The organism is Caenimonas sp. SL110, from assembly GCF_001044395.1.
Classification (GTDB): domain Bacteria; phylum Pseudomonadota; class Gammaproteobacteria; order Burkholderiales; family Burkholderiaceae_C; genus Ramlibacter.
The window spans coordinates 42,807-67,349 of record NZ_JANU01000004.1 but is presented as its reverse complement, the minus strand read 5'-3'; the positions used below and the strand labels follow the sequence as shown (position 1 = coordinate 67,349).

Annotated in this window: 15 protein-coding genes; 3 read left to right on the top strand and 12 right to left on the bottom strand. The window is 65.1% G+C overall.

All coding sequences use genetic code 11. The features are described from left to right. From AQ12_RS23085 to AQ12_RS02670, 8 genes are all read right to left on the bottom strand, one after another. Positions 1-2,859, bottom strand: coding sequence for a DUF1631 family protein (locus tag AQ12_RS23085; protein WP_193387951.1), 2,859 nt, complete (start codon positions 2,857-2,859; stop codon positions 1-3). A gap of 15 nt (positions 2,860-2,874) precedes the next feature. Beyond that, positions 2,875-3,828 carry a protein translocase subunit SecF gene (secF, locus tag AQ12_RS02700; protein WP_048438318.1) on the bottom strand — a complete coding sequence of 318 codons (954 nt, stop codon included), beginning with the start codon at positions 3,826-3,828 and terminating at the stop codon, positions 2,875-2,877. Positions 3,829-3,840: 12 nt separating this feature from the next. Then, a complete protein-coding gene (gene secD / locus AQ12_RS02695) occupies positions 3,841-5,724 on the bottom strand; it encodes a protein translocase subunit SecD (protein ID WP_048438317.1) in 1,884 nt (627 codons plus the stop codon). Beyond that, entirely contained in the window at positions 5,721-6,050 is a 330-nt protein-coding gene (gene yajC / locus AQ12_RS02690) for a preprotein translocase subunit YajC (protein WP_048438417.1), read from the bottom strand. The genes secD and yajC overlap by 4 nt, the downstream gene beginning before the upstream one ends. Positions 6,051-6,208: 158 nt before the next feature. After that, the gene (locus AQ12_RS02685) at positions 6,209-6,940 is read right to left on the bottom strand and encodes a class I SAM-dependent methyltransferase (protein ID WP_053076532.1); all 732 of its coding nucleotides are present in this window, start codon (positions 6,938-6,940) and stop codon (positions 6,209-6,211) included. Positions 6,941-6,967: 27 nt separating this feature from the next. Next, positions 6,968-10,540, bottom strand: coding sequence for an indolepyruvate ferredoxin oxidoreductase family protein (locus AQ12_RS02680; RefSeq protein ID WP_048438316.1), 3,573 nt, complete (start codon positions 10,538-10,540; stop codon positions 6,968-6,970). Positions 10,541-10,606: 66 nt separating this feature from the next. Beyond that, a complete protein-coding gene (locus AQ12_RS02675; protein ID WP_048438315.1) occupies positions 10,607-11,281 on the bottom strand; it encodes a hypothetical protein in 675 nt (224 codons plus the stop codon). Between the two features lie 121 nt (positions 11,282-11,402). After that, positions 11,403-12,530 (bottom strand): murein transglycosylase A, encoded by a 1,128-nt coding sequence (locus AQ12_RS02670; protein WP_238587629.1) that lies wholly within the window; start codon positions 12,528-12,530, stop codon positions 11,403-11,405. On the opposite strand from AQ12_RS02670, the gene AQ12_RS23395 reads away from it, so the two are divergent. Together AQ12_RS23395 and AQ12_RS02665 are read left to right on the top strand one after the other, a co-directional pair. Continuing rightward, a complete protein-coding gene (locus tag AQ12_RS23395; RefSeq protein ID WP_255352435.1) occupies positions 12,529-12,657 on the top strand; it encodes a hypothetical protein in 129 nt (42 codons plus the stop codon). The genes AQ12_RS02670 and AQ12_RS23395 overlap by 2 nt on opposite strands. Positions 12,658-12,759: 102 nt before the next feature. Next, positions 12,760-14,082, top strand: coding sequence for a sorbosone dehydrogenase family protein (locus AQ12_RS02665; protein ID WP_082151377.1), 1,323 nt, complete (start codon positions 12,760-12,762; stop codon positions 14,080-14,082). Between the two features lie 12 nt (positions 14,083-14,094). On the opposite strand, the gene AQ12_RS02660 is transcribed toward AQ12_RS02665, so the two are convergent. From AQ12_RS02660 to AQ12_RS02645, 4 genes are read right to left on the bottom strand one after another with little or no spacing between them, the layout of a single operon-like run. Beyond that, positions 14,095-14,730, bottom strand: coding sequence for a response regulator transcription factor (locus AQ12_RS02660; RefSeq protein ID WP_048438313.1), 636 nt, complete (start codon positions 14,728-14,730; stop codon positions 14,095-14,097). A 9-nt stretch (positions 14,731-14,739) separates the two neighbouring features. After that, positions 14,740-16,794 carry a nitrogen regulation protein NR(II) gene (locus AQ12_RS02655; protein ID WP_048438312.1) on the bottom strand — a complete coding sequence of 685 codons (2,055 nt, stop codon included), beginning with the start codon at positions 16,792-16,794 and terminating at the stop codon, positions 14,740-14,742. Between the two features lie 10 nt (positions 16,795-16,804). Continuing rightward, a complete protein-coding gene (locus tag AQ12_RS02650; RefSeq protein WP_048438311.1) occupies positions 16,805-17,611 on the bottom strand; it encodes a carbon-nitrogen hydrolase family protein in 807 nt (268 codons plus the stop codon). Between the two features lie 17 nt (positions 17,612-17,628). Continuing rightward, entirely contained in the window at positions 17,629-21,741 is a 4,113-nt protein-coding gene (locus tag AQ12_RS02645) for a YhdP family protein (RefSeq protein ID WP_048438310.1), read from the bottom strand. A gap of 24 nt (positions 21,742-21,765) precedes the next feature. On the opposite strand from AQ12_RS02645, the gene glnE reads away from it, so the two are divergent. Next, positions 21,766-24,543, top strand: coding sequence for a bifunctional [glutamate--ammonia ligase]-adenylyl-L-tyrosine phosphorylase/[glutamate--ammonia-ligase] adenylyltransferase (gene glnE / locus AQ12_RS02640; RefSeq protein ID WP_048438309.1), 2,778 nt, complete (start codon positions 21,766-21,768; stop codon positions 24,541-24,543).

Below are 24,543 nucleotides of genomic sequence, written 5' to 3'. Positions count from 1 at the left end.
TTACTGCAGCAATCTTTCCGGATTGGCATCCAGCTTGGCCAGCGCGTCGCGCGTGGCCCGCACCGTGAGCGCTTCCTCTTCCGCAGGCAGCAGCAATCCGGCCTGGAGGTAAGACGCCAGCCGCCGGTTTTGCAGCAGATAGCTACGCCCGCCGGGCGCGGCGAACAGGTGCAGCTGCTTGCGATCGCTGCGCCAGACATATTGCACCTGCGCGGTGGCGCCGTTGTGGTCCAGCGCGAACCAGTTGCCCAGCGGCAGCTCGGTCGCCCACGCCAGCATGGCCTGGCTCGGCCGCGAGCCGCCGTCGGCCACCACTTCGATGTTGGACGCGTCAATGCCCAGCATCATCTCGATGCTTTCCTGGTCGAGCGGCAGGTCGGTCGTCGGGTCGTCGGCGACAAAGTCTTCCAGGTGCGCGAGCCGCTTGGCCATGGATTCGATCTGGGCCTGCGGGATCGATTCGGTCTTGGACAGGAACGCATCGGCCAGCGTATCGCCGATCGCCTTGATCTGGGCCTCTTGCGCGGCGCCCTCGATGTTGACGAGGGTCATCCCCTTTCGCAGGCGCTGCAACAGCGCCGGAAGGTCCTTGATCACGCGCGCGCGCTCGGCGCGATTGGGCTTGGCGCTGGCAGCCCAGACCAGCTCGGAAGCAGACGCCTTGAGCGCCAGCGTATCGGGGTGCTGCGGGCCGTGGCGGATCGCGGCCATGGCCAGCACCTCGGCCCAGATCTTGAACAGGAAGTCGCGAATCTCATCGCGGATCGGCAGGTCCGCCAGCATCGAACGCAATTCGATCGTGTACTGGATGGCCAGCGTTTCCTTTTGCTCGACTTGCTGCGCAACGCTGACCAGCTTTTGTGTGTCGCCGTGCTCGGTCAGGAAGCGCGAGAGAAACTTCTGGAATTCGTCATACACCAGCTGGAACACCCGTCGCCCCGTCTCGGGGTACTGCTCGATCACCTGGACGATGCGCTTGATTTCAACTTCAAGCGTCGTGCCGCCTATGGTCGCGGCGTTGAAGCCCATGACCACGGAACCCATGCGGTCGATCAGCTGGCGCGCGGGATGCTCGAGCGTGCCAAAGAACTCCGGCTCGGCGATGGCAACGCGAAGCACCGGCATTTGCAGGCGCGCAAACCACACGCGCACAGCCGGTGGAATCCGCTCTTCGGACAGGATGCTCTGGAACATGAGGGCAACGATCTCGATCGTCGCCTTCTCGGTCTGGGTATTGGCTTTCTTCTTGAGCTCGCCGGTGCGGCGGCGCAGGTCGACCGCAACTTCCTGGACGGCGGCGTCGTCATAGACCAGGATTTCCTGCGCAGCAACCTGGCTGGGCGTGACGGCCATCTGCGTTGAATGGGCCTGCGTGACCTGGTGCTGCTGGAGCGCCTCGGCCAGCGCGGGTGAGGGCCGGGTAACCGGCACCGCCGGGTCGAAGCCCGCGATGCGGTCGGTCAGCAGGCGCTTGAGCTGGCCCAGGACGCCGCTGGCCCGCGCGCGAGCCCGCGCGAGGGGCGGCGTCGAGGTCATCATGCGTGTTTCGTCGGCGACGCCTGCGCCTGAGCGCGACGACTGGCCCGAGCCGTGATGCGTCATGCCTGCGCCGCCCGATCCGCCGCTGCCGCCCGATCCGCCGCTGCCGCCCGATCCGCCGCTGCCGCCCTGGTAGCCGCCGGCACCCCCTTGGTAGCCGCCTTGACGGCCCTGTGAGCCTTGCGCGCCCTGAGCGCCCGAATCGCCAGATCCACCGCCCACGCCACCGCCTCCACCACCTCCACCACCTGCTCCCGGCTGTCCGCCGGGGCCGCCGCCATAGGCAGAACCGCCCGAACCACCCGGGCCGCCGTAACCGCCACCAGCAGCGCCACCGCCACCGTAAGCACCAGTTCCACTGCCGCCGCCATAGCCTGCGCTACCACCGGCAGCAGACCCACCGGTCCCGCCTTGACCACCCGGCCCCTGCGGCGCTCCGTAAGGACCTGCACCCTGCCCACCCGGCGCACCGCCGCCTGAGCCATATCCACCGGAGGAACCGCCGCCACCGCCAGCGTGGCCGCCATAACCACCCTGGTTGCCATACTGGCCAGCCTGGCCGGATTGACCGAAATCTCCGGGGTACGAGCCAGGCCCCGATTCGCTACGGCCGGATGCCCCATCGGGTGGCGCGGCCGGCTCGGAGCGTCGAGCCGTGGGTGAAGAACTGGTGCGCTTGACGCGCGCCGCAAGGTCGATGTCCTTGAGCACACCCTGCTCGATCAGGAAGTCGTTCGTGGCCTTGTAGGCCTTGGGTACGTGTTCTGCCAGCTGTTTCTGGACCGTCTCCTGAACCAGGGTCCAGATTTCACGGGTGAGTCCGGCAGATGTCCACTGTTCGATCAGCATCTGCGCCAGCGCTTCGGGCCGGAGCACATCGGATGAGCCTGGCTCGTCCACGCCATCGAGGAACTGCATGCGCACACGCAGTTCGTTGGCCTCGAAAGAGGTTTTCTCCTGGATGGACAGGGCAATGCGGCCCGCGAGGATCTTGTTTTCGACGACTTCGTCGCCGATCAGCTCAAGATTGAGCGAATCGAGTCGCACCCGCGCGGTGGCGGTCGGCGGAACAACAGCCTTGCGCCAGGCGGAGACGATGCTCTTGCCCCAGAGCGCACCCTTGCGCTCGAAGTCGAGCAGGGCATCGCGCCGCTCATACATCTCGCGCGAACCGCCAGCGCTCTCGGCGAGTTCTGAAAGACGGGCGCGCACGGCCTGCAGCATCGGGACGACGCAAGCCTGCGCCTGCGCCACGAAATGCTCACGCGCCTGCCGTGCAAGACGGGCGGCAGTTTCGCGGGGCAGCTGCGGATCGTTCACAGATGCCTTGCGTCCTTAAACGGTGGCGCCAGAATTGGGGTCCGCAGGATCCTCGTCCTTCTTGGCAACGGACTTCACAAGGTCCTCGCGCTTGATGCCCAGCCACATGGCGATGGCAGCGGCGACAAAAACCGAGGAATAGATGCCGAACAGGATGCCGATCGTGAGTGCCATCGCGAAGTAGTGCAGCGTCGGCCCGCCGAACAGCAGCATGGACAGCACCATGATCTGCGTGCTGCCGTGCGTGATGATCGTGCGGCTGATGGTGGACGTGATCGCGTTGTCGATGATCTGGATCGTCGTCATCTTGCGGTAGCGCCGGAAATTCTCGCGAATCCGGTCGAAGATCACCACCGATTCATTGACCGAGTAGCCCAGCACCGCAAGCACCGCCGCGAGCACCGCCAGCGAGAACTCCCACTGGAAGAACGCAAAGAAGCCCAGGATGATGATCACGTCGTGCAGGTTGGCGATGATGGCCGCGACCGCGAACTTCCACTCGAAGCGAAACGCGAGGTACACCATGATGCCCACGACCACCATGCCCAGCGCCTTGAGGCCATCGGTGGCGAGCTCCTCGCCGACCTGCGGCCCGACGAACTCGGTACGCCGCTGGGTGACGCCGGGGTCCTGCGCCTTCAGCGCTGCCATGACTTTTTCGCTTTGCTGCGCCGAGCTGACGCCCTTTTGTGCAGGCAGGCGAATCATGACGTCGCGCGAGGTGCCGAAGTTCTGGACCTGCACATCGGCGAAACCCAGGTCAGAGACCGTCTTGCGGACCTTTTCGACGTCAGCGGCCTGCGAGTAGCCCACTTCCATCACGGTGCCACCGGTGAACTCCACCGACAGGTGCAGCCCCTTGGTGACGAGAAAAAACACAGCTGCCGCGAACGTCAGGAACGAGATGATGTTGAACACCAGCGCGTTTTCCATGAACGGAATGTCGCGCCGGATCTTGAAGAATTCCATGAGGTCGCTTTCCTACTCGGCTTTGGTTATAGCGCCATCCGTATCGGGGCGCCAGACCGTGCCGATCGACACAGACTTCAGCTTCTTCTGGCGGCCGTACCAAAGGTTGACCAGGCCACGCGAGAAGAACACCGCAGAGAACATCGACGTCAGGATGCCGATGCAGTGAACCACCGCAAAACCGCGCACCGGGCCGGAGCCGAACGCAAGCAATGCGACGCCTGCAATCAGCGTGGTGATGTTGGAGTCGAAGATGGTGCCCCAGGCGCGTTCGTAGCCCGCATTGATCGCGGCCTGCGGTGACGCACCGCTGCGCAACTCTTCTCGAACCCGCTCATTGATCAGCACGTTGGAGTCGATCGCCATACCGAGGGCGAGCGCCATGGCCGCCATGCCGGGCAGCGTCAGCGTGGCCTGCAGCATCGACAAAATCGCCACCAGCAGCAGCAGGTTCACCGCCAATGCAAGGCCCGAGAATAGGCCGAAGAGTCCGTAGTAAACGGCCATGAAGGCGCAGATCACCGCAAAACCCCAGGCGACGCTGTGGAAGCCCTTGGTGATGTTCTCGGCGCCCAGCGTGGGGCCGATGGTGAATTCCTCGATGATTTCCATCGGTGCCGCCAGTGATCCGGCTCGCAGCAGCAGCGCCACGTCGGCCGCTTCAACCGTGGTCATGCGGCCCGAGATCTGGACCCGTCCGCCGCCGATTTCGCTGCGGATCACTGGTGCGGTGACGACTTCGCCCTTGCCCTTTTCGAACAACAGGATCGCCATGCGCTTGCCGATGTTCTCGCGCGTGATGTCCTTGAAGATACGCGAACCCTTGGCGTCCAGCGTCAGGTGCACGGCTGCTTCCTGGGTCTGGTTGTCAAAGCCGGGCTGGGCGTCGGTGAGGTTGTCGCCGGTGAGGATCACCTGCTTCTTGACGATCACGGCCTGGCCGCTGCGCTCGAGGTATTTCTCTGCGCCGAAAGGAACCGGTCCGCCGCCGAATTCGGCGGTGCGCGCCTCGGCGCTGTCATCGACCAGGCGAACCTCCAGCGTCGCGGTGCGGCCCAGGATGTCCTTGGCCTTGGCGGTGTCCTGCACGCCCGGCAACTGCACGACGATGCGGTCGGTGCCTTGCTGCTGGATCACCGGCTCGGCCACGCCAAGTTCGTTGATCCGGTTGTGCAGGGTGACCATGTTCTGCTTCAGGGCCTGGTCCTGCACGCGGCGTGCGGCATCAGGCTTGATGGTCAGGGTGATCTTGTACTCGGTGCCCTCAGGCGTCTCGACCGCCTGAAGGTCCGGCAGCTGGTCCGCGATGACGGCCTTGGTGGCTTGCAGCGTCTGCTGGTCGCGCACACGCACTTCGATCGCCTGGCCGTTGCGGTTGATGCCGCCATGGCGCACGCTCTTTTCGCGCAGCAGCGTGCGCAGGTCGCCCGACAACGATTCCGCTTTCTTGGTGAGCGCGGCCTGCATGTCCACCTGAAGCATGAAGTGCACGCCACCTCGCAAATCGAGGCCCAGGTACATGGGGGCTGCGCGCAGCGCGGTCAGCCAGGGGGGCGATGCCGACAAAAGGTTGAGCGCAACGACGTACTGCGGATCGGTCGCGTCAGGGACCAGCGCCTTCTGGATCGCGTCCTTGGCCTTGAGCTGGGTGTCGCCACTGTCAACGCGCACCTTGATGGACACCAGGTCCTGCGTGATCGCCAGCGGCTTGATGGCGGCAGCGGCGAGGGCCTGCTCCACCTTGGCCCGCGTGGCCGAATCGACCTTGATCGTGGCCTTGCTCGAAGACACCTGCACGGCAGGTGCCTCGCCAAAGAAATTGGGAAGCGTGTAGATCGCCCCAATCAACAGCGCGACCAGGATGATCGCGTACTTCCAGACCGGGTATCTGTTCACTTCATCGTGCCCTTGGGCAGCACTTGCGCGACCGCGCTGCGCTGCACCTGAAGTTCAATCCCGTTGGCGACTTCCAGCGTGAGCGTGCTGTCGCCCAGCTTGGTCACCTTGCCGATGACGCCACCGATGGTGGCGATTTCATCGCCCTTTGCCAGCGCATCGATCATGGTGCGGTGCTCCTTCTGGCGCTTCATCTGGGGGCGGATCATCAGGAAGTAAAGGACGGCCAGCATCACCAGGAAAAACGGTGCCTGCGACAGCAGGGCAGACATCTCACCACCGCCGGCGGCGGGAGCGGTTTGGGCATAGGCAGTGGAAATGAACACGGTGGCTCCAGGGACAAAATCGTTGAAACGCAACGCCTGCTGACAGGCAGGCACGCGGGCCGCGCCATCGGCGGGCGCAACATTCGATTGTATGCGGCGGGCGTGAACCAATTGGTTCTAACCCAGCGTGAAACCGGGGGTTTCCCCTCGCAAGTCGCCTAAACCTGCAAGATGCCGATGCCCGCCCAGCCCTGATCCTGCGCCTGGACGATCTCCCGGGTGCGGTCCGGATGTGCCGCCCTGATCTGCCGCCACAGCACATCGACCTGGCTCGTCGCCTCGCGGTGCGGGACCACATCGTGAAAGACGATGTACCCGCCGGGCCGCACGATGTCCTTCCACAGCTCGAAATCGCGGGTGACGCCTTCGAGCCGGTGATCGCCGTCGATGAACAGGATGTCTGCCTGCCGGCCTGCGAGCAGGGACTGCACCTGCGCCTTGGTTTCCGGCCGCTGGCTGTCCCTGCGCAGCAAATCAAGCTTCACCTGCGCGCGATCCGACAGGAACTCCTTGAACAGCTTGCCCTTCTTCTCGGGATAGCCGCCGCCGTGAATGCCTCCGGGCAGATCGATCGAAATGATGTGCTGGGTCGCCACGCGCGACCACATCAGCAGCGTGGCGCCATTGGCGGTCCCGATCTCGATCACCACCGCCGGCTTCACCGAAGCGGCCCAGTCGGTCAGGCCGCGAAACTCCGACTCGACCTGGTAGGCACCCAGCCGCTTGTACCAGCCCTGTCCCGCATATTGCTGCGTGATCTTCCAGACGTCGGCCGACTGCGGGGCCGGGTAGGTCTTGAGCAACGACCGGATCTCGGTCCGCGACGCCGGCCAGAACACAGGGTCACCTGCGGTCTTGGCCAGGTCTTTCAATGCGGTGGTCAGGTTCACGGATACCCCTGTCCTCGATGCGATCGCTCAGGCGGCCTGGCGCTCGGCGTCAGCCAGGGGCCACTGCTGCATCAGGCGTTCCCACTGCGGTCGCGCCAGCGCGAGGTGGCGCTCCTTGACGTGGCCGTAACCCTTGATCTGCTCAGGAATCCGAGCGATTTCAACGGCCAGCGCATGATTGCCAGCGTTGAGTTCGGCCATCACACGTTCGATGCTGGCGCGATATTCACCGATCAGCGCGCGCTCGGTGCGACGTTCTTCGGTTCGCCCGAAGATGTCGAATGCGGTGCCGCGCAGACCCTTCATCCTTGCCAGCAGCTTGAACCCCGTGAGCATCGCAGGGCCGAACTTGCGTTTTTGCAATTCGCCTTTTTCATTGCGCTTCGAAGTCAGCGGAGGCGCCAGGTGGAAGTTCACCTGGTAGTCGCCCTCGAACATCGCGGCGATCTTTTCCTGGAACCCGGTTTCGGTGTGCAGGCGCGCGACTTCGTATTCGTCCTTGTACGCCATGAGCTTGAACAGGTAGCGCGCCACCGATTCGGTCAGCAGCGTCTTGCCCAGCGGCGCCTCGGCCTGGCGCACCCGTTCGACGAAGGTCCGGTAGAGCGAGGCATAGGCCGCGTTCTGGTAGTCGGTAAGGAACTCGACGCGCCTGGTCACCAGGCTATCGACCGTGTCGCGCTTTTTCAACTCGATCACCTGGCCCGGCGACAGCAGCCGCTCGACCGATGCCCAGTCGTGCGCGGCGCGGCGGCCCCACTCGAATGCAGCTTTGTTGTTGTCCACGGCAACCGCATTGAGTTCGATCGCACGCATGAGCGCTTCATGTCCGAGCGGAATCCAGCCCTTTTGCCACGCGTAGCCGAGCATCATCGGGTTGGTGTAGATGCTGTCGCCCATCAGCTTCGACGACGCCGCATCCGCATTGAATGCACCGATGCCTTCTGCGCCCACGGCCTTGGCGATTTCTCCCGCGCACGCATCGGCAGGATTGGCCCAGTTCGAGTTTTTCACGAAGGCCGCTGTCGGCGTGCTGTGCGAGTTGAGCGCGACATGTGTACGCCCTTGCCGCATGCGCAGCACCGTTTCCTTGCCTGCTGTCACGATGGGGTCGCAGCCGATGATGAGATCGGCGCCGGCCATGCTGACCTTGGTGGTGCGGATGTCGTCCATCTGCTCGCCGATCAGCACATGGCTCCAGGTCGCGCCGCCTTTTTGCGCGAGACCTGCGGAATCCTGCGTGACGATGCCCTTGCCTTCGATATGCCCGGCCATGCCGAGCAACTGGCCGATCGTGATGACCCCGGTGCCGCCCACGCCGGCCACCACGATGCCGAATGCACCGTGGATCTGCGGCAGCTGCGGTTGCGGCAGCTCGCCCAGTGAAGCGGTCAGCGAGAACGGCGAGACGACCTTGTCCTTTGCTTTTTTCTTGAGCTGGCCGCCTTCGACCGTGACGAAGCTGGGGCAAAAGCCCTTGAGGCAACTGGTGTCCTTGTTGCAGGTGTTCTGGTTGATCGTGCGCTTGCGTCCGAATTCGGTTTCCAGCGGCTCGACCGACAGGCAATTGCTCTTGGCGCTACAGTCACCGCAGCCTTCGCACACCAGGTCGTTGATCACCACCCGCACCGCTGGATCGACCATGGTGCCGCGCTTGCGGCGGCGGCGTTTTTCGGTCGCGCAGGTCTGGTCGTAAATGATGGCGGTGGTGCCCTTGAGCTCGCGAAACTCGCGCTGGATGCGGTCGAGTTCGTCGCGATGGAATACCTCGACGCCTGGAGGCAGTTTGGCGGTTGCGTACTTCTCGGGCTCATCGGTCACGATCACTTCGCGCGTCACACCTTCAGCGATGAGGCTGTGCGCGATCTGGATCACGCTGTGCCCCTCGGGTCGCTCGCCGACCTGCTGGCCGCCGGTCATTGCGACTGCGTCGTTGTAGAGGACCTTGTAGGTGATGTTCACACCCGCAGCGATCGACTGGCGGATCGCGAGCAGGCCGCTGTGGAAATACGTGCCGTCGCCCAGGTTGGCGAACACATGTTCTTCGGTCGTGAACGGTTGCTGCCCGACCCAGGGCACACCTTCGCCGCCCATCTGGGTGAAGCCGATGGTCGCGCGGTCCATCCATGTCGCCATGAAGTGGCATCCGATACCGGCCAGCGCGCGCGAGCCTTCTGGCACCACGGTGGATGTGTTGTGCGGGCAGCCCGAGCAGAACCACGGCGCGCGGTCGCCCTTGACCTCGATGACCTGCATCGAGCGCTCCTTGGCATCGAGAATCGCGAGCTGCGCCTCGATGCGTGCGCCGATGTCGCCGTCCACGCCCAGCTTCTTCAGGCGACGCGCGATGGCGCGTGCGATCAGGGCCGGTGACAGGTCCGCATTGGCCCGCAGCAGGGTGTTGGCCGTGGGGTTGGGCATAGACCATTCACCGCCGGTGTACTCGCCGTCCGACTCCTCGAACTTGCCCAGCACATTGGGGCGCACATCGGATCGCCAGTTGTAGAGCTCTTCTTTCACCTGGTATTCGATGACCTGGCGCTTTTCTTCCACCACCAGGATCTCGCGCAGGCCCGTGGCGAACGCGCGCGTGCCCTGCGCTTCGAGCGGCCAGACCACGCCCACCTTGTGCAGCCTGATGCCGATCTGGCGGCAGGTCGCGTCGTCCAGCCCCAGGTCGAGCAGGGCCTGGCGCGTGTCGTTGTAGGCCTTGCCGCTGGCCATGATGCCGAAGCGATCATTGGGGCCTTCGATGGCGTTGTAGTTCAGCCGATTGGCGCGAATGTAGGCGAGCGCGGCATACCACTTGGTGTCGAACAGGCGCGACTCCTGGTCGAGCGCGTGGTCGGGCCAGCGGATGTGCACGCCACCGGGCGGCATTTCGAAATCGGTCGGGATCTGGATCTGCACCCGGTCCGGATCGATCATCGCGGTGGCTGCGGATTCGACGATTTCCTGGATGGTCTTCATGCCGGACCACACCCCCGCGTAGCGGCTGAGCGCGAAGGCATGAATGCCCAGGTCGAGGATTTCCTGCACGCTGGCCGGAAAGAAAACCGGCAGTCCGCAGGCCTTGAAGATGTGGTCGCTCTGGTGTGCGGCGGTAGAACTTTTGGCGACGTGGTCGTCACCAGCCACGGCGATGACGCCACCCCAGGGCGTGGTGCCTGCCAGGTTGGCATGCTTGAAGACATCGGAGGTGCGGTCCACGCCCGGACCCTTGCCGTACCAGATGCCGAACACCCCATCGAACTTGTGCGTGTCTTTCGGCGTGAAGCCCAGCTGCTGGGTGCCCCAGATGGCCGTGGCGGCAAGCTCTTCATTCACCCCGGGCTGGAAGACGATGTTCTGCGCCTTGAGGTAACTGCTGGCCTTCCACAGCGCCTGGTCATAGCCGCCCAGTGGCGAGCCGCGGTAGCCGCTGATGAAGCCGGCGGTGTTCTTGCCCACGTTGGCATCGCGAAGGCGCTGCAGCATCGGCAGCTTCACGAGGGCCTGGACGCCGCTCATGAAAGCCCGGCCGTAATCGAGCGAATACTTGTCGTCGAGGGTGACGGTTTCCAGGGCCTTGCGGATATGTTCGGGCAGTGGTGCGTTCATGGGGGCAAAGTGTATGCCCGCACGCGCCGAATGTCTTGGTGGCGCAGGTCACGCCCGAACGCGGTGTCAACCCAGCGTGCGCGCGATCGCTGCGAAGGCGATGAGGCTGGCGGTGATGACGGGGTTGCCGACAGCAGACGGCGCGGCGGCCCCATACACCGTCTCGCGGCAGGGTTCGCTGGCGACCGCGACGCCGTGAACAAGTGGCAGCGCGCCCCTGACCTTAAGAACTGCGTATGGGCCGACGCGCAAGTCCTCGCAGGACTGGTTACGGTCCGTGTCATTGACACCATACACGGGCTGGTAAAAACGAACGCGTTCCAGAGTTTCCGAATAGCCGTCCCAGGGCTTGAAAAACTCGTGGCCAATCATCGGACGCTCGCCCTCAGAGCAGTTCGCGACCAACGCCGGGTAATTACCGCCAGGCAATTGCTCGGCGTAACTCCCCACTCGTTCTCCGACAGGTTGACAGCGAAGGTCTCCGCTCCAGAAAACCACCGTGTCCCCGTCGGTTCGGTTAACTGTGTAGGTCGTGATGGGGCCCGGTTTTCTTGCGTGCGTCTGCAACTGGCGGGCATGCGATAGCGGCAGCGTGGATTGCTGACCCTCGAGCGCGGGGTCCGGCTGCGTGGGCTTGTGCAGTGCAAGAACGTTCGCCGGTTCGGCTTCAACTTGCGTGGGCAGGGCGGTGTAGGCGAGTGCGGTAGCTGCTGCGAACACCGCGTTCTTGACTGTCGGCATGAAATCTTTCTGGTGTGTATCGCGGCAAACCGCCGCCGACGGTTTGTAACGCGCCCCGCCAGATGAAGCTATGGAGCGTTCGTATATCAGCGATATCACGTAGCCGCGGGTTTGCCCTTGTTCACTTGGGCCATAGCACCCACAGGCGTAGCGGCTGCTTCAAGCGTCCCGCCAGATCACCAGCGTCCGGCCCCCATCCCGCAAAGTAGTCGGCCCGCACCGATCCAACGATGGCGCTTCCGGTGTCCTGGGCCAACACCAGCCTCTGCAAATTGGTCACCGGCCCCGCCGAAGCAAGCCATACCGGCGTGCCATAAGGAATGCTGTCCTTGTCCACCGCGATCGACCGGCCCGGCGTCAGCGGCACGCCTTGCGCGCCACGCGGCCCGAATGCAGCGTCCAGATCGGGCAGCGGCTCCTCACGAAAGAACACCGTGCGCGGATTGGCCCAGAGCATTTCATTGACGCGCTGCGGGTTCTGCACGGTCCACGCCTTGATGCCGGGCCACGACGCATCGCGGATTGCACCCTGTTGCAGCAACCATGAGCCCACACTGCGATAGGGCTGGTCATTGGATGCGGCAAACGCGAGGCGGACCACGCGCTGTGTGCCGTCCGGTTCAGTGACACGCATGCGGCCGGACCCCTGGATCTGCAACACCAGCGCATCGACCGGATCAGCCAGCCATGCGATCTCGCGGCCACGCAATTGCGCGCGAACCTCCGGCACGGTCTCCATCTCCTGGCGTGTGTACCAGGGGCGCCTGCTTGCCAATGTGGCGGGCGGGCGGTACAGCGGCACGGTATGGGTGGCAGTGGGCAGGCGGCTGCCTTCGAGCAGGGGTTCGTAGTAGCCCGTCAGCAACCCGGGATCGCCCGCCTGAACAGGCTCCACACGGTAGGGCTGCAGCCGGGACCTCATCCACGCGCGCTGCTCGTGCGGCGCAGCGATGGACAACTGCCGCACCTGCGGGCACAGCGGCGCGAAGGTGGCGCCGGGGCGTTCGCAACTCTTGATCCACGCGTTCCACGCTTCGTGGATGGCATCGTCCTCGAAGCCGGGCAATTCGCTCCAGCGCACCGGTTGCCACCGGCTCTTGCCGTGGGTCAGGGCCGGGGGCAGGGGAGCGGAGTCATCCACCGGCCCGGTGATACGTGGCGCGGGCCTGACCTCATCCGCAGGCGGCAAGGGGACACTGCTGCAAGCCGCGAGCATTCCTACAATCGCATACACAAGGAAACGCTTCATGCTGCTGATTTTGCTCGAAGCCCTGCTCGCGCTGGGCCTGCTGGTCTTTATTGTCTGGTGGACCATGTTCTCCGGACGCAAGAAAGGCGAGCCGCCGGGGGCCGACACACCGGGCGATGACAAGTAGCCCTACTCGGTTTACCGCACCCTGCGACTCCTGGGGTGCCAAAGTTCCAGCTCGCGGCCCCCACCTACAGATGCACAGCGTCCGCGCAACCAAACTGTCTGGATGAACCTGCACCCCCTGCGCGCCACCTGCATCGCCGTGCTTTGCGCGGCCTTTGGCGCCGCGCTCGCCCAGTTGCCCACTTCCGGCGTCGGTCCGAACCCCGCCATGCCCGCGCCCGAACACCCCCGCTTCATTCCCACCGTCAACATTGCACCTGCACAAGGCTGGCCGCAAGGCGTCATGCCCGGGGCCGCCGTCGGCTTTACTGTCACCGCCCTGGCCACGGACCTGGATCACCCACGGTGGATTTACACGCTCCCAAACGGTGACGTGCTTGTCGCAGAAAGCAACAAGCCCGCACCGCAGGAGGGCGCGACAAACGTGCATGGGCAGGGCCTTCGTGGCTTCGCAATGGGCATCGTGATGAAGCGCGCGGGCGCAGGCGTGCCCAGTGCGAACAGGATCACTCTCCTGCGCGACGCCAACGGCGATGGCGTGGCCGAGATGAAGACCGTTTTCATGAGCGGGCTAACCTCGCCGTTCGGCATGGCGCTGGTGGGCAACGAGCTTTTCATCGCGAACGCCGACGCCATCATCAAGGTGCCGTATCAGGCCGGGCAGACCAGCATCACCGCCACGCCGGTGAAAGTCACCGACCTGCCCTCGGGCGCGAACCACCACTGGACCAAGAACATCATCGCCAGCGCCGATGGCAGCAAGCTCTATGCAAGCGTGGGCTCCAACAGCAACATCGGCGACAACGGCATGGCGGCTGAAGAAGGCCGCGCCGCGATCTGGGAAGTGGACCGCGCGACCGGCAACAAGCGCCTGTTCGCCAGCGGCCTGCGCAACCCCAACGGCATGGGCTGGGAGCCACAGTCGAAGGCGCTGTGGACCGTGGTCAATGAGCGCGATGAACTCGGCAACGACCTGGTGCCCGACTACCTCACCTCGGTGAAAGACGGCGCGTTCTATGGCTGGCCGTGGAGCTATTGGGGACAAAACGTCGATTCGCGCGTGACCCCGCCCAACCCGGCCATGGTGGCAAAAGCCATTGCACCGGACTACGGCCTGGGCTCGCACGTCGCACCGCTGGGCCTGGCGTTTTCCGACTCGCGCATGCCCGGCAGCTATGCCAACGGCGCATTCATCGGACAGCACGGTTCGTGGAACCGCAAGGAGCTGTCTGGCTACAACGTGGTCTTCGTTCCCTTCATGGGCGGCAAGCCATCGGGACCTCCGCAGGAATTCCTGTCGGGCTTTCTGAGCAAGGAAGGCAAGGCCTACGGCCGGCCGGTCGGCGTGGCGCTTGACGGCAAGGGTGCGCTGCTGGTGGCGGACGACGTGGGCAACGTGATCTGGCGCGTGGCGCCGGGCGGCTAGCGCGCTACTGGGTTAGTCAGGGATCTGGTCCTTGCGCAGCAGGTTGGCGAGCTCGACCGCCGACTTCACTTCCATCTTGTCGAAAACGCGCGCGCGGTGGACTTCCACCGTGCGCACGCTGATGTCCAGTTGATCCGCGATCAGCTTGTTGGGCAGGCCCTCGACCACCAGCCGCATGACGTCGCGCTCGCGCTCTGTCAGCTCGCCCAAACGGGTTTTCAGCAGCTGCGATTGCCGCCGAGTCGCCAGCACCTGGGTTGACAGCGCAAGCGCCTGTTCGACACGGTCCACCAATGCGTTGTCTGAAAAAGGCTTTTCGCAAAAGTCGAACGCGCCGCGCTTGACCATGTCCACCGCCGTCGGCACGTCGGCATGGCCGGTGAGAAAGATGACCGGCATCGCAGTGACAAGGCCGCGCTCGACGAGCTTGTCAAACAGGGCCAGGCCGCTCATGCCCGGCATGCGCACATCGAGCAGCAGGCAGCAGGGCTGCGACAGTGTGAAGCCCTGCAGCATGGCATCGAAGGCTTCAGCACCGTCAAAGGACTCGCTCAAAAGGTGGCGCGTGCGCAGGAGCCAGGCCAGCGCTTCGCGCACGCTGGCATCGTCATCGACGATGAATACGGTGGCATTGGCAGACGGTTGCATGTGTACAGCTTAATTCAGCGCGTCATCGACCGGCAACGTGAACCTGAAAATCGTTCCTGCTGGCAGGCGCGGCTCGAACGCGAGAAAGCCGCCGTGCTGCTCCACCACGGTGCGGCACAGCGACAAACCCAGGCCCATGCCTTCTGCCTTGGTGGTGAAAAACGGCGTGAACAGTTGCTGCTTCACATCGTCGGGAATGCCCGGCCCCACGTCCGCCACTGAAAACTCCAGCCATCCCTTGGCCGCCATGCCAGGCCCGGACGCACGGCGCACTTCCATCAGCAGCGAAGGCTCGCGCACCGACGCATGGTCCATCGCCTGCATCGCATTGCGCGCGAGATTGAGCAGCACCTGCTCGACCATGGTGCGGTCGCACACGACCGCAGGCAAGCCGGATTCGAGCCGCGTCTCGACCCGCACGCCGAGCTTGCGCGCCTGCAACTGCACCAGCGGCATGATGGTGTCGAGCAGCTTGGCAGGCGCCACGGGTTCACGCTCCTTGTCGCGCCTTCGCACGAAGTCGTGCACGCTCTTGATGACCTTGCCGGCACGCTCGGCCTGCTCCGCAATGCGGCGCATCGCGAGCTCGATGTCGGCGGCGCGTTCGCTGGCGTCGCCGGGCCTGTCTGCGTCGTCCACCGCGTTCAGGAGATTGATCGAACCGGTTGCGTAACTCGCAATCGCCGCCAGCGGCTGGTTCAGTTCGTGGGACAGCAACGACGCCATCTCGCCCACCGTCGCAAGCCGCGCAGTAGCCTGCAGCCGCTCCTGGCTTGCGCGGGACAGCTCTTCCACGCGCCGTTGTTCGCTGATGTCGAGAAAGGCGCTCATCCAGCCGGTCTGCACGCCCTCGTGGTTGATGAGCGGCGCTTCGATGATCAGCACCGGAAACCGCGAGCCGTCCTTGCGCATGAAGACCGATTCGAAACCTTCACGCGGCGGCGCATGCTGGCCGGCCAGCCGCACATCCTGGCGCTTCTGGTATTCATCGGCCAGCTCCGGCGGCCAATAGGGCGCAGGCATGGCATAGCCCAGCAACTCTTCGGGTTCAAACCCCACCATCTGGCAGAACGCAGGATTCACATAGGTGATGCGTCCCTCCAGGTCGCGCGCGCGAAGGCCGGTGACCAGCGAATCTTCCATCGCCTTGCGAAACGCCAGCGCATCGGCCAGGTCTTCTTCGGCGCGCAGGCGCCGCCGTGCGTCCTTGTTCAGCAGCACCAGCACGGCCACCAGCGCGATCGACATCGTCGTGACAAGGGCCGTCAACACATTGGGGAACAGGTCCGGCGCGCCGCGCCAGCTGTCCATGCGCAGCACCATCGTGTTGCCCGGCAGGTCCAGCAACTGCTGCGATGTGAAGACGCGATTGCCGCGCCGGGTCGAGCCCTGCATGGCCAGCCGTGTGCCATCGGCTTCGGTGAACGACACGTCCTGGCTGCGCGTGAGCTGCGGCCCGACCAGGCCGGCCAGGATGTCGCTGAGTGAATAGGTGGCGACCATGTAGCCCTGCAGTTCGCCAGCCGACACTTGCGGCAGGCACAACTCCATCACTTCGATCCCCAGCCCGTCGGGTTGCGGCAGGAAGTAACTGTTGCTGTACGCGGGACCGCTCACGCGCCGCGCTACCGCGCACGCCTGCGCAACATCGGCCTGCGCATTGCCGCGACCCAACCTGGCGAACGGTGGCGGGCGGTACGGCGTGTCGGCGTCGTTGACCGGCGCAAGGCTGGCGTCGCGCCACTCGATCCGCAGCCATTCACGGTGATCGCGCAAAAGGCGCGTTGCTTCTTCATCCCACGCAGCCGGCGAGCGGTGGCGTGCATGCAAGGCTTGCAGCGACTGCACGTTGCGCGTGAGCGCCGCGCGGATATCGCTCAAGGCGTCGGCAGTGTCGCGCTCCAGCTTGGTCTGCACCTGGCTTGCCTCGTACCGGCCCGCCAGCCACACCAGTGTCACCAGCAGCGAAGCGACCAGGCTGATCAGCAGCACCCACAATGTCCAGCGCAAGCGTGCAGAGGCTCGCGGCCGCACGGGCGAGACCGGCGCGGCGGCAGCGCGCATCAATCCTTCTTCAGAGGACACGGTGCTCCAGCGCAGGCAGTTGCGTGCGCACCTGCGCCTGACGCGCCGCATCCAGGTCCGCCAGCACCACGCCTGCGCCCTCGGCCTGCTGCGCCAGCACCACGCCCCACGGGTCGACGACCATGCTGTGGCCCCAGGTGCGCCGGCCGTTCTCGTGCATGCCGCCTTGCGCGGCGGCAATGACGTAAGCGAGGTTTTCGACGGCACGCGCGCGCAGCAAGAGTTCCCAGTGCGCCTTGCCGGTGCCGTAGGTGAACGCACTGGGCACCAGCAGCACATCCGCCGCGAGCGAGCGATACAACTCCGGAAAGCGCAGGTCGTAGCAAACGCTCATGCCGATGCGCCAGCGCTTGCCGTCACGCGCGGTCATATCGAACGCTGCCGGCTGCGAGCCGCGCTCGATCACGCGCGATTCGTCGTACTGCTCGGTGCCGTTGTCGTAGCGAAAGAGATGGATCTTGTCGTAGCGCGCCACGGGCTCGCCCTGCGGCGTGAAGACCAGGCTGGTGTTGCGCACATGGTCGTTGTCGCTGCCCGTCAACGGCAAGGTGCCGCCTGCAATCCACAGGCCATGCTCGCGCGCGCTTGCGGCCAAAAACTCCTGGACAGGTCCGGCGCCCGGCGCTTCGCGCACGGTGAGTTTGTCGCTGTCCTTGTGGCCCATGAGGCAAAAATATTCCGGCAACACGGCCAGCTGCGCGCCGGCCTCGGCGGCCTGGCGAATGAGCGTTGCGGCGGTGTCGAGATTGCCCTGCACCGACGTGCCCGACACCATCTGGAGTGCGGCTACTTTCATCGTGACCTTGCCTTGCGTTAATTGCCTGCGGGTTTGGGTGCTTCCGCAGGCGGCGTGACGGCTGCCTCGGAGCGCTTGTCGACTTTGGTGATGCGCGGATCGGACCAGGTGCCGTCGATATGGAACTCTTGCGTGGCCGCGCGTATCAACGGCTGGCGCAGGAACATCTGCGCGAGAAAGCTGCCCAGGCCCAGCGCTGGGTTGATCACGGTTGCAACCAGTGACGCGGTGCCTGCATTGATCTCCGGCACCACCACCACCTTGATGTCTTGCGTCTCGCGCGCGATGTCAGCCCTGCCGTCCATCAGCACGGCGGCATTCACGCCCTTCATCTGCAGGTTGTTGGTGGCCGCGATTCCATCTTCGACCGTCACATCGCCACGCACGAAATCAAAGGCGAATCCTTCGCTGAACACATCGCGGAAATCCAGCGCAAGGCGGCGCGGCAACGACTGCAGGCTGAGCACGCCCAGCAGCTTGGCAAGCCCGGGGTCCGCCTTGAGGAACTGGCCCGACTCCATGTTGACGTAGAACGATCCGTCCATCGTTGGGTAGTTCAGCGCCAGCGGCGAGCCGACCCAACCCACCTGCCCTTCCATGCGCCCCTTGCCTCGCCGGACCACGTCCTTCATGCCAAAGCGCGTGAGCAGCTGGCCCGAATCGGCGATCTCCAGCCTGAACTTCATCGAGGTGCGCCGCCTGTCCGCCGTCTGTGCGCTGAGGGCCACCCAATTGCCTGTGGCGCTGAACACCGCTTCGGGCAAGGTGAGATTGAGCTTGTTCAGACGCCACTCGCGCATGTTGCCCGCGCTCGCGCCGCGATTGACCGCCTCGATCTCCAGCTTGCCCAGCTTCTTGCCACGCAGCTCGAAATCATCGACAACGATGTCGAGCGCGGGCAGCACGTCGGGCTGTTCATCCAGCAGCGCCTCGACCTGCTTTGCTTCGGACGCCGCGATCACCAGCCGGGCCAGCCGCGCATGGAGCCGTCCGCCGCCGGGGCCTGAGGGCTGGCGATACTCGATGTAGCCATTGAGCTCGTTGGCATCGACGTTGGCGCGCCAGACCGGACCTTCCCGCGAGCCGCCCACGACCACATTGCGCAGTACCCGGCCTTCGACGGTCATCTCCCTGGCGCGCACCGCGAGCGTGGTGGGCAGGTACGCCGCAGCGGCGCCGCCGCCGCTTGCGCGCAATGACGTGGACGTTGCGGCAGCACCGCCGCCCGCCGTGGCCTGCGCCAGCGCGCGCTCCCACGCGTCGAGGTTCACACTCGCCAGGTTGATGTTGGCCACGACCCCCTCGGCGGGTAGGGGCGCCGACTCGCCCTGCGCGAGCCCGACCGCGATGCTGCCGCGCAGCACCTTGGGCTCGGGCCCGGACACATCGCGCACATAGTTCACCGATGCAAGGCGGCCCAGTTCGATCGACAGCTGGTCCTGCAACTTGCCCGGCGTCGCCAGCGACTCGCGCACGAGAAGATTTTCATAACGCAGCGGCAGCACGGTATCGGCCGGCTTGTTGAAGGGCGAAGGCAGGTTCACCGCCACGCCCTGCAAGTTGGTGGTGACCGAAATCTCGGGCAGGCCGGCGCGGAAGGTGAGCACCATGTTGTAGGCCGCGCTGCCGGTGAAGTCCTTCGCCAGGCGCGAGACAAAGCCCAGCTCTTTGGCGGCGCGCAATCCTTCTGCCGTCGCCGTGCCCTGCGCCCGCATGGTGATGGTGGGCTCGGTGCTGCCGGCCGCGACGTTGCGGCTGCCGCCGTCCAGCTTCACATCGCCGCCTAACGCGCGAGCCTGCGCGCCGGTCAATGTGAATCCATGCTCGTTGAAGGCGACCGTGCCGCGCGCACGCGAAAGCACCGGACTGTCCGGCGTGATCTGGATGTCGTTGTTGGCCAGGGTGACCGAGCCCGACACTTTGGACTTGTCGATGGTCGCGATCGGCAGTTCGAGCTTGAGCTTCACATCGGCATTGCCGGTGGCCGTGGCCTTGGCAAGCGACTGGTTCACCAGCGCCGAAATCGGTGAGCCGTTGACGATGGCGAGCGACTGGGCCAGCGGCCCGCGAATGTCGCCATTGACCATGACCGTCGCGCCCTTGAAATCTGCGATCGTGGCGTCCGTCTTCACCGCCAGTCCGGGCGCACCGGTGAAGCGGCCCTGCGCGTTCTTCACCTGCATGCCATTGCCCAGGAAGACGAGTTCGCCGCTCAACTGGGTCAATGCCGGCCAGGAAGGTCCGGGCTTTCCCGGCACTGGCGGCACGAACGCGTAGGTCACATCCTTCACATCCGCGCGAATGCTGAACTCACCCTGCTTCGGGTCCCGAAACGGGAAGTCATGCAGGTCGCCTTTGACGCGGAACTTCGCGTTGCCGGCCCAGCCTTTCGAGATGGACTCGCGCACATAGTCGCGGGCCGCTTTCGATACCCCGAACGGAAGGTAGCGGTAAACGCGCGCGCCGTTCGCGCGGCTGATGCCGGCCTGCAGATCGAGCACGCCCGGAAACCGGCCCTGCGCGGACTTGCCCGTGCGCCAGTGGATCTGGCCGTCGCCCTGCGCATCGGCATTGGTGAACTTCAGGTTGGTCACATCGACCTTGATCGCCTCGCCGTCGATCTGCCAGAGGAGGTCGGCGGCCAGCTCGTCGAACGGGATCACCGGATCTTCAAAGACGCCCGGCACGTCAATGGCGCCGGAGCGCACCAGCAACCTGCCCTTGCCGCCGGTCTGGGTGACGTCGAAGTCCAGCGCCGCACCGCGAACGCCCGGCGTGCCTGCATGGGCGGTCGCAGGCCCCGCGCCGGAAGCGGCGGACGCAGCAGGCGCTGCGGCAGATGCCGGACGGGCCGACACTTCCAGTCCCACTGCACGGCCCTTTGCCTCGTATTTCTCCAAGGCGGAAAGCGGCCCCTGCCATTTCGCCTGCACGGTTTCGACCAGTCCCTTGGGCGCATAGGCCAGCAGCGCGGCGTGCGTTGCTTCGCCCAGCGGCAGCCGCGTTGCGATCTGGCTCACCGCAAAGAGATCCAGCTTGTCGGCGCGAATTTCGCCGCGCGCCGGACTGTTCCCCTGCGCATCCATCCACTGCACAAAGACATTGCCACCCGGCCAGCGCTGGCCTTCCAGCGTCGTGAACTGCAGGTTCTGGGTCTGGAATTCAAAGCCGCCTTCCAGCCGCTTGCCGCCCAGGCGGCCCGACACCGATTGCAGCGCCAGTGGCGTGAGCTGTTTGCCCAGGCGCGTGTTCACATTGACCAGCGACAGGTCAGCGACACCGCCCATGAGCAAGCCGCGCGAGACATCGACCCAGGCCCGCAGCGCGCCCTGGCCCTGGCTCACTTCGAAACCCAGGTCGGCGTAGCGGCGCAGCTGCGACACATCGACCCGCGCGAAGTCGCCGTGCAACTGGCCTTCCCAGTCCTGCCACCGGCCGTGCCTGCGCGAAAGCAGCGGCTGGCGAAACTGACCCTGGACGGTGAAACGGTCACCCCAGTCCGCAGGCGGCGTCGCGTCCAGCCGCATGGCATGGCGGCGCGGGCCATTGCGCATCACGAAGTCCACCTTTTCGAGCGTGAGCGCAGGCGCGCCGCGCTTCTCGTCGGTCCAGCGGATCGCGCCACCGCGAATCACGAATTCGGTCTGGCTGAAAAACCAGTCGGCGGCCCGGCCGTCGTTGTCGCTGGACTGCGAAAAATCCAGGCCCGCGACATAGACTTTTCCGTCGGCGGCGCGGCGAATATCCAGTTCGGGCTGGTCGATATGCAGCTGCTCGAAGCCCAGATTCCACAGCGACCGGGGTGACAGTGCAGCCACCACGCGCGGCAGGCGCAACGCCGGACGGCCCTGCGGGTCGAGCAGCACGACATCGCTGAACTCGAACGAGGGCACCAGGCCTTCGCTTCTCGCAACCACATTGCCGATGCGAACAGGTACCCCCAGAACCCGTCCGACTTCGGTTTCGAGCTCGGGGCGAAGCTCACCGATTCGCGGCACAATGAATCCATGCAGTGCCCCCCACGCCAGCATCAGGATCAGCCAGAGCGCCACGAGCAGCCCCAGCGCCCATTTCGCCGCTGTGGCGTAGGTGCGCAGCATGCGTGATGGGGTCGGCAACAGGTCGTTCATGAGTACATCGAGGGCCAAGGAATTATGACCCCCGCCAGCGCCCCGCAAGGGGTGGTTCACAACACTTTGCAGCCCCTGTCGTCACAGTCGCGTTTCGCGCAGCGCCTGCGCCGTCGTTACGCTTCGATACTTCCCCTGCTGCCTGCCGGCAACCCCACGCGTGAACCCATGTCGGCCACCTACGAGACCTTGCGGGCGCAGGGTCACGATGCCGGCACTGCCCTGCGAATCCTGCGGCAACTCGTGATGGAACGGCTCATCACGCTCGACTGCGACCTGCAGGCGCCGCTTGCGGTGGTGACTACTGCAGTGACCGAACTGGCCGAGATCGCCCTCGATGTGGCGTGCCGTGAAGCCTGCGCGACGCTCGACTTGCAGCATGGCGCCCCAATCGGGGCCAACGGCAATCGCGCCGAACTGTGGATCATCGGCATGGGCAAGCTGGGCGCGCGCGAGCTCAACGTCTCCAGCGATATCGATCTCATCTATGTCTATGACGAAGATGGCGAGACCGCCGGCGTGGATGGCGGGCGTGGCCGCATCAGCAACCATGAGTACTTCGCCAAGGCGGTGCGCATCATTTTTTCGCTGGTCGGTGACACGACCGAGCACGGCTTTGTCTTTCGCATCGACCTGGCGCTGCGGCCCAACGGCAACTCAGGGCCTGCTGCCGTGTCGCTGGGAGCGCTGGAAGAATATTTCCAGGTGCAGGGCCGCGAGTGGGAACGCTTCGCGTGGCTCAAGAGCCGCGTGGTCGCGCCGCGCGAGTATGTCGCGAGCGGCTCGGCCCAGGGGCTGCGCTCCACGGTGCTGCCCTTCGTGTTCCGTCGCTATCTGGATTACAGCGTGTTCGATTCGCTGCGGGTGCTGCATCGGCAGATTCGCGAACATGCAGCCAAGCGCAGCGCCGGCCGGCCCGAACGCGCCAACGATGTGAAGCTGTCGCGCGGCGGTATCCGCGAGATCGAGTTCACCGTGCAACTGCTGCAGGTGGTGCGCGGCGGCCAGTTTCCGGAGCTGCGCACGCGGCCCACGCTGCAAGCGCTGCAGCGCATCGCGCAGGCGGGACTGATGCCGCAGGCAACCGCCGACTCGCTTGCGCGCGCCTACGAATTCCTGCGCCGCGTCGAGCATCGCATCCAGTACCTGGACGACCAGCAGACCCATGTGCTGCCGATGGGAGGACCCGGAAACGATGACAGCGGGGAAGCCGAGAACGGTGACGGCGACCTTGGCTGGATCGCACGCACGATGGGGTTCACCAATTGCTGCCCTTTCCTGCATGAACTCGACTCGCATCGCGAACTGGTCGCGCAGGAATTCGACAAGCTGCTGGGCGGCGCGGGAGCAGGTGAGTGCAAATCCTGCAACGGGCCCAAGGGCGCCAAGGCCACGCCACCCGACCTCGATGCGGTGCTGCCGCGCCTTCCACCGAAAGTGCGCGAACGCGTGGAGCAGTGGCGATCTCACCCGCGCGTGCTGGCGCTTCGCGAAGATTCACGCGCACGTCTTTCGCGCCTGGTCTCGCGCACTGCGCAGTGGCTTGAAGAGGGCCGCGTCACCGAGGACGCGGCCGTCCGCATGGCCGACTGGATCGAACCGCTGCTGCGCCGTGAAAGCTATCTGGCGCTGCTTCTGGAGCGCCCGGGTGTCCATGAACGGCTGCTGCGGCTGCTGGGCGCGGCGCGCTGGCCCGCACGCTATCTGTTGCAGCACCCCGGCGTCATCGACGAGCTCGCCAGCGACCAGCTGGTGGCCGAGCGATTCATGCCAGCCGAATTTGCGGGCGAGCTCGAAGCGCGCCGCCGATCGCTGCAGATCACCGGCGAAGACGATGACGAGGCGCTGCTCAATCTATTGCGGCGCGCGCATCACGCCGAAGTGTTTCGAACACTGGCCCGCGATGTGGAGGGCCTGCTCACCGTCGAGCAGGTGGCCGACGACCTGAGCGCGCTGGCCGATACCGTGCTGCGCGTGACTGCGGACTGGTGCTGGCAGCGGCTGAAACAAAAGCACCGCGAGACGCCCCGGTTCGCGATCATTGGTTACGGCAAGCTGGGCGGCAAGGAACTGGGCTACGGCAGCGACCTGGACATCGTCTTCGTCCATGAAGACGACGATGAGCGCTCGCCCGAGGCCTACGCGGCCTTTGTCCGCAAGATGATCAACTGGCTGACCGTGAAGACGGCCGAGGGTGATCTGTTCGAGATCGATACGGCGTTGCGCCCGAATGGCAACTCGGGCTTGCTCATCACGACGTTCGAGGCCTACTCCAACTACCAGCAACAACGCGGAAGCAACACGGCGTGGACCTGGGAACACCAGGCCATGACGCGTGCGCGCTTCGTGCTCGGTGAAGAGCCGCTGCGCGAGCGTTTTGACGCGGTGCGCGTCGCGGTGATCACCGCGACGCGCGATGCGGCTGCACTGCGCTCCGAGATCATGGCCATGCGTGAGAAAGTCGCTGCGGCGCATCCGGTGAAAGCGGGACGCTTCGACGTGAAGCACAGCACCGGCGGCATGGTCGATGCGGAGTTCGCGGTGCAGTACCTGGTGCTGTCGCAGTCGGCGCAGCACCGCGAGCTGATTGCCAACGTCGGCAACATCGCGCTCTTGCAGCGCGCCGAGGCTTGCGGCTTGCTTCCCGCTGGCGTTGGCGAAGCTGCAGCGAGTGCGTATCGCGAGCTGCGGCGCATCCAGCACCGGGCGCGGCTCAATGAAGAACCGACGCAGGTGGGGATGGATCAGCTGGTGGCTGAGCGTGACGCGGTGATCAGGCTGTGGGGCGCGGTCTTCGGATGA

What these genes read in the sequence shown, in the direction of transcription:
- secF (WP_048438318.1), bottom strand. Translation starts at nt 3,828, where the DNA reads ATGGAATTCTTCAAGATCCGGCGCGACATTCCGTTCATGGAAAACGCG.
- AQ12_RS02680 (WP_048438316.1), bottom strand. Translation starts at nt 10,540, where the DNA reads ATGAACGCACCACTGCCCGAACATATCCGCAAGGCCCTGGAAACCGTC.
- AQ12_RS02675 (WP_048438315.1), bottom strand. Translation starts at nt 11,281, where the DNA reads ATGCCGACAGTCAAGAACGCGGTGTTCGCAGCAGCTACCGCACTCGCC.
- AQ12_RS23395 (WP_255352435.1), top strand. Translation starts at nt 12,529, where the DNA reads ATGCTGCTGATTTTGCTCGAAGCCCTGCTCGCGCTGGGCCTGCTGGTC.
- AQ12_RS02670 (WP_238587629.1), bottom strand. Translation starts at nt 12,530, where the DNA reads ATGAAGCGTTTCCTTGTGTATGCGATTGTAGGAATGCTCGCGGCTTGC.
- AQ12_RS02665 (WP_082151377.1), top strand. Translation starts at nt 12,760, where the DNA reads ATGAACCTGCACCCCCTGCGCGCCACCTGCATCGCCGTGCTTTGCGCG.
- AQ12_RS02660 (WP_048438313.1), bottom strand. Translation starts at nt 14,730, where the DNA reads ATGCAACCGTCTGCCAATGCCACCGTATTCATCGTCGATGACGATGCC.
- AQ12_RS02655 (WP_048438312.1), bottom strand. Translation starts at nt 16,794, where the DNA reads ATGCGCGCTGCCGCCGCGCCGGTCTCGCCCGTGCGGCCGCGAGCCTCT.
- AQ12_RS02650 (WP_048438311.1), bottom strand. Translation starts at nt 17,611, where the DNA reads ATGAAAGTAGCCGCACTCCAGATGGTGTCGGGCACGTCGGTGCAGGGC.
- AQ12_RS02645 (WP_048438310.1), bottom strand. Translation starts at nt 21,741, where the DNA reads ATGAACGACCTGTTGCCGACCCCATCACGCATGCTGCGCACCTACGCC.
- glnE (WP_048438309.1), top strand. Translation starts at nt 21,766, where the DNA reads ATGACCCCCGCCAGCGCCCCGCAAGGGGTGGTTCACAACACTTTGCAG.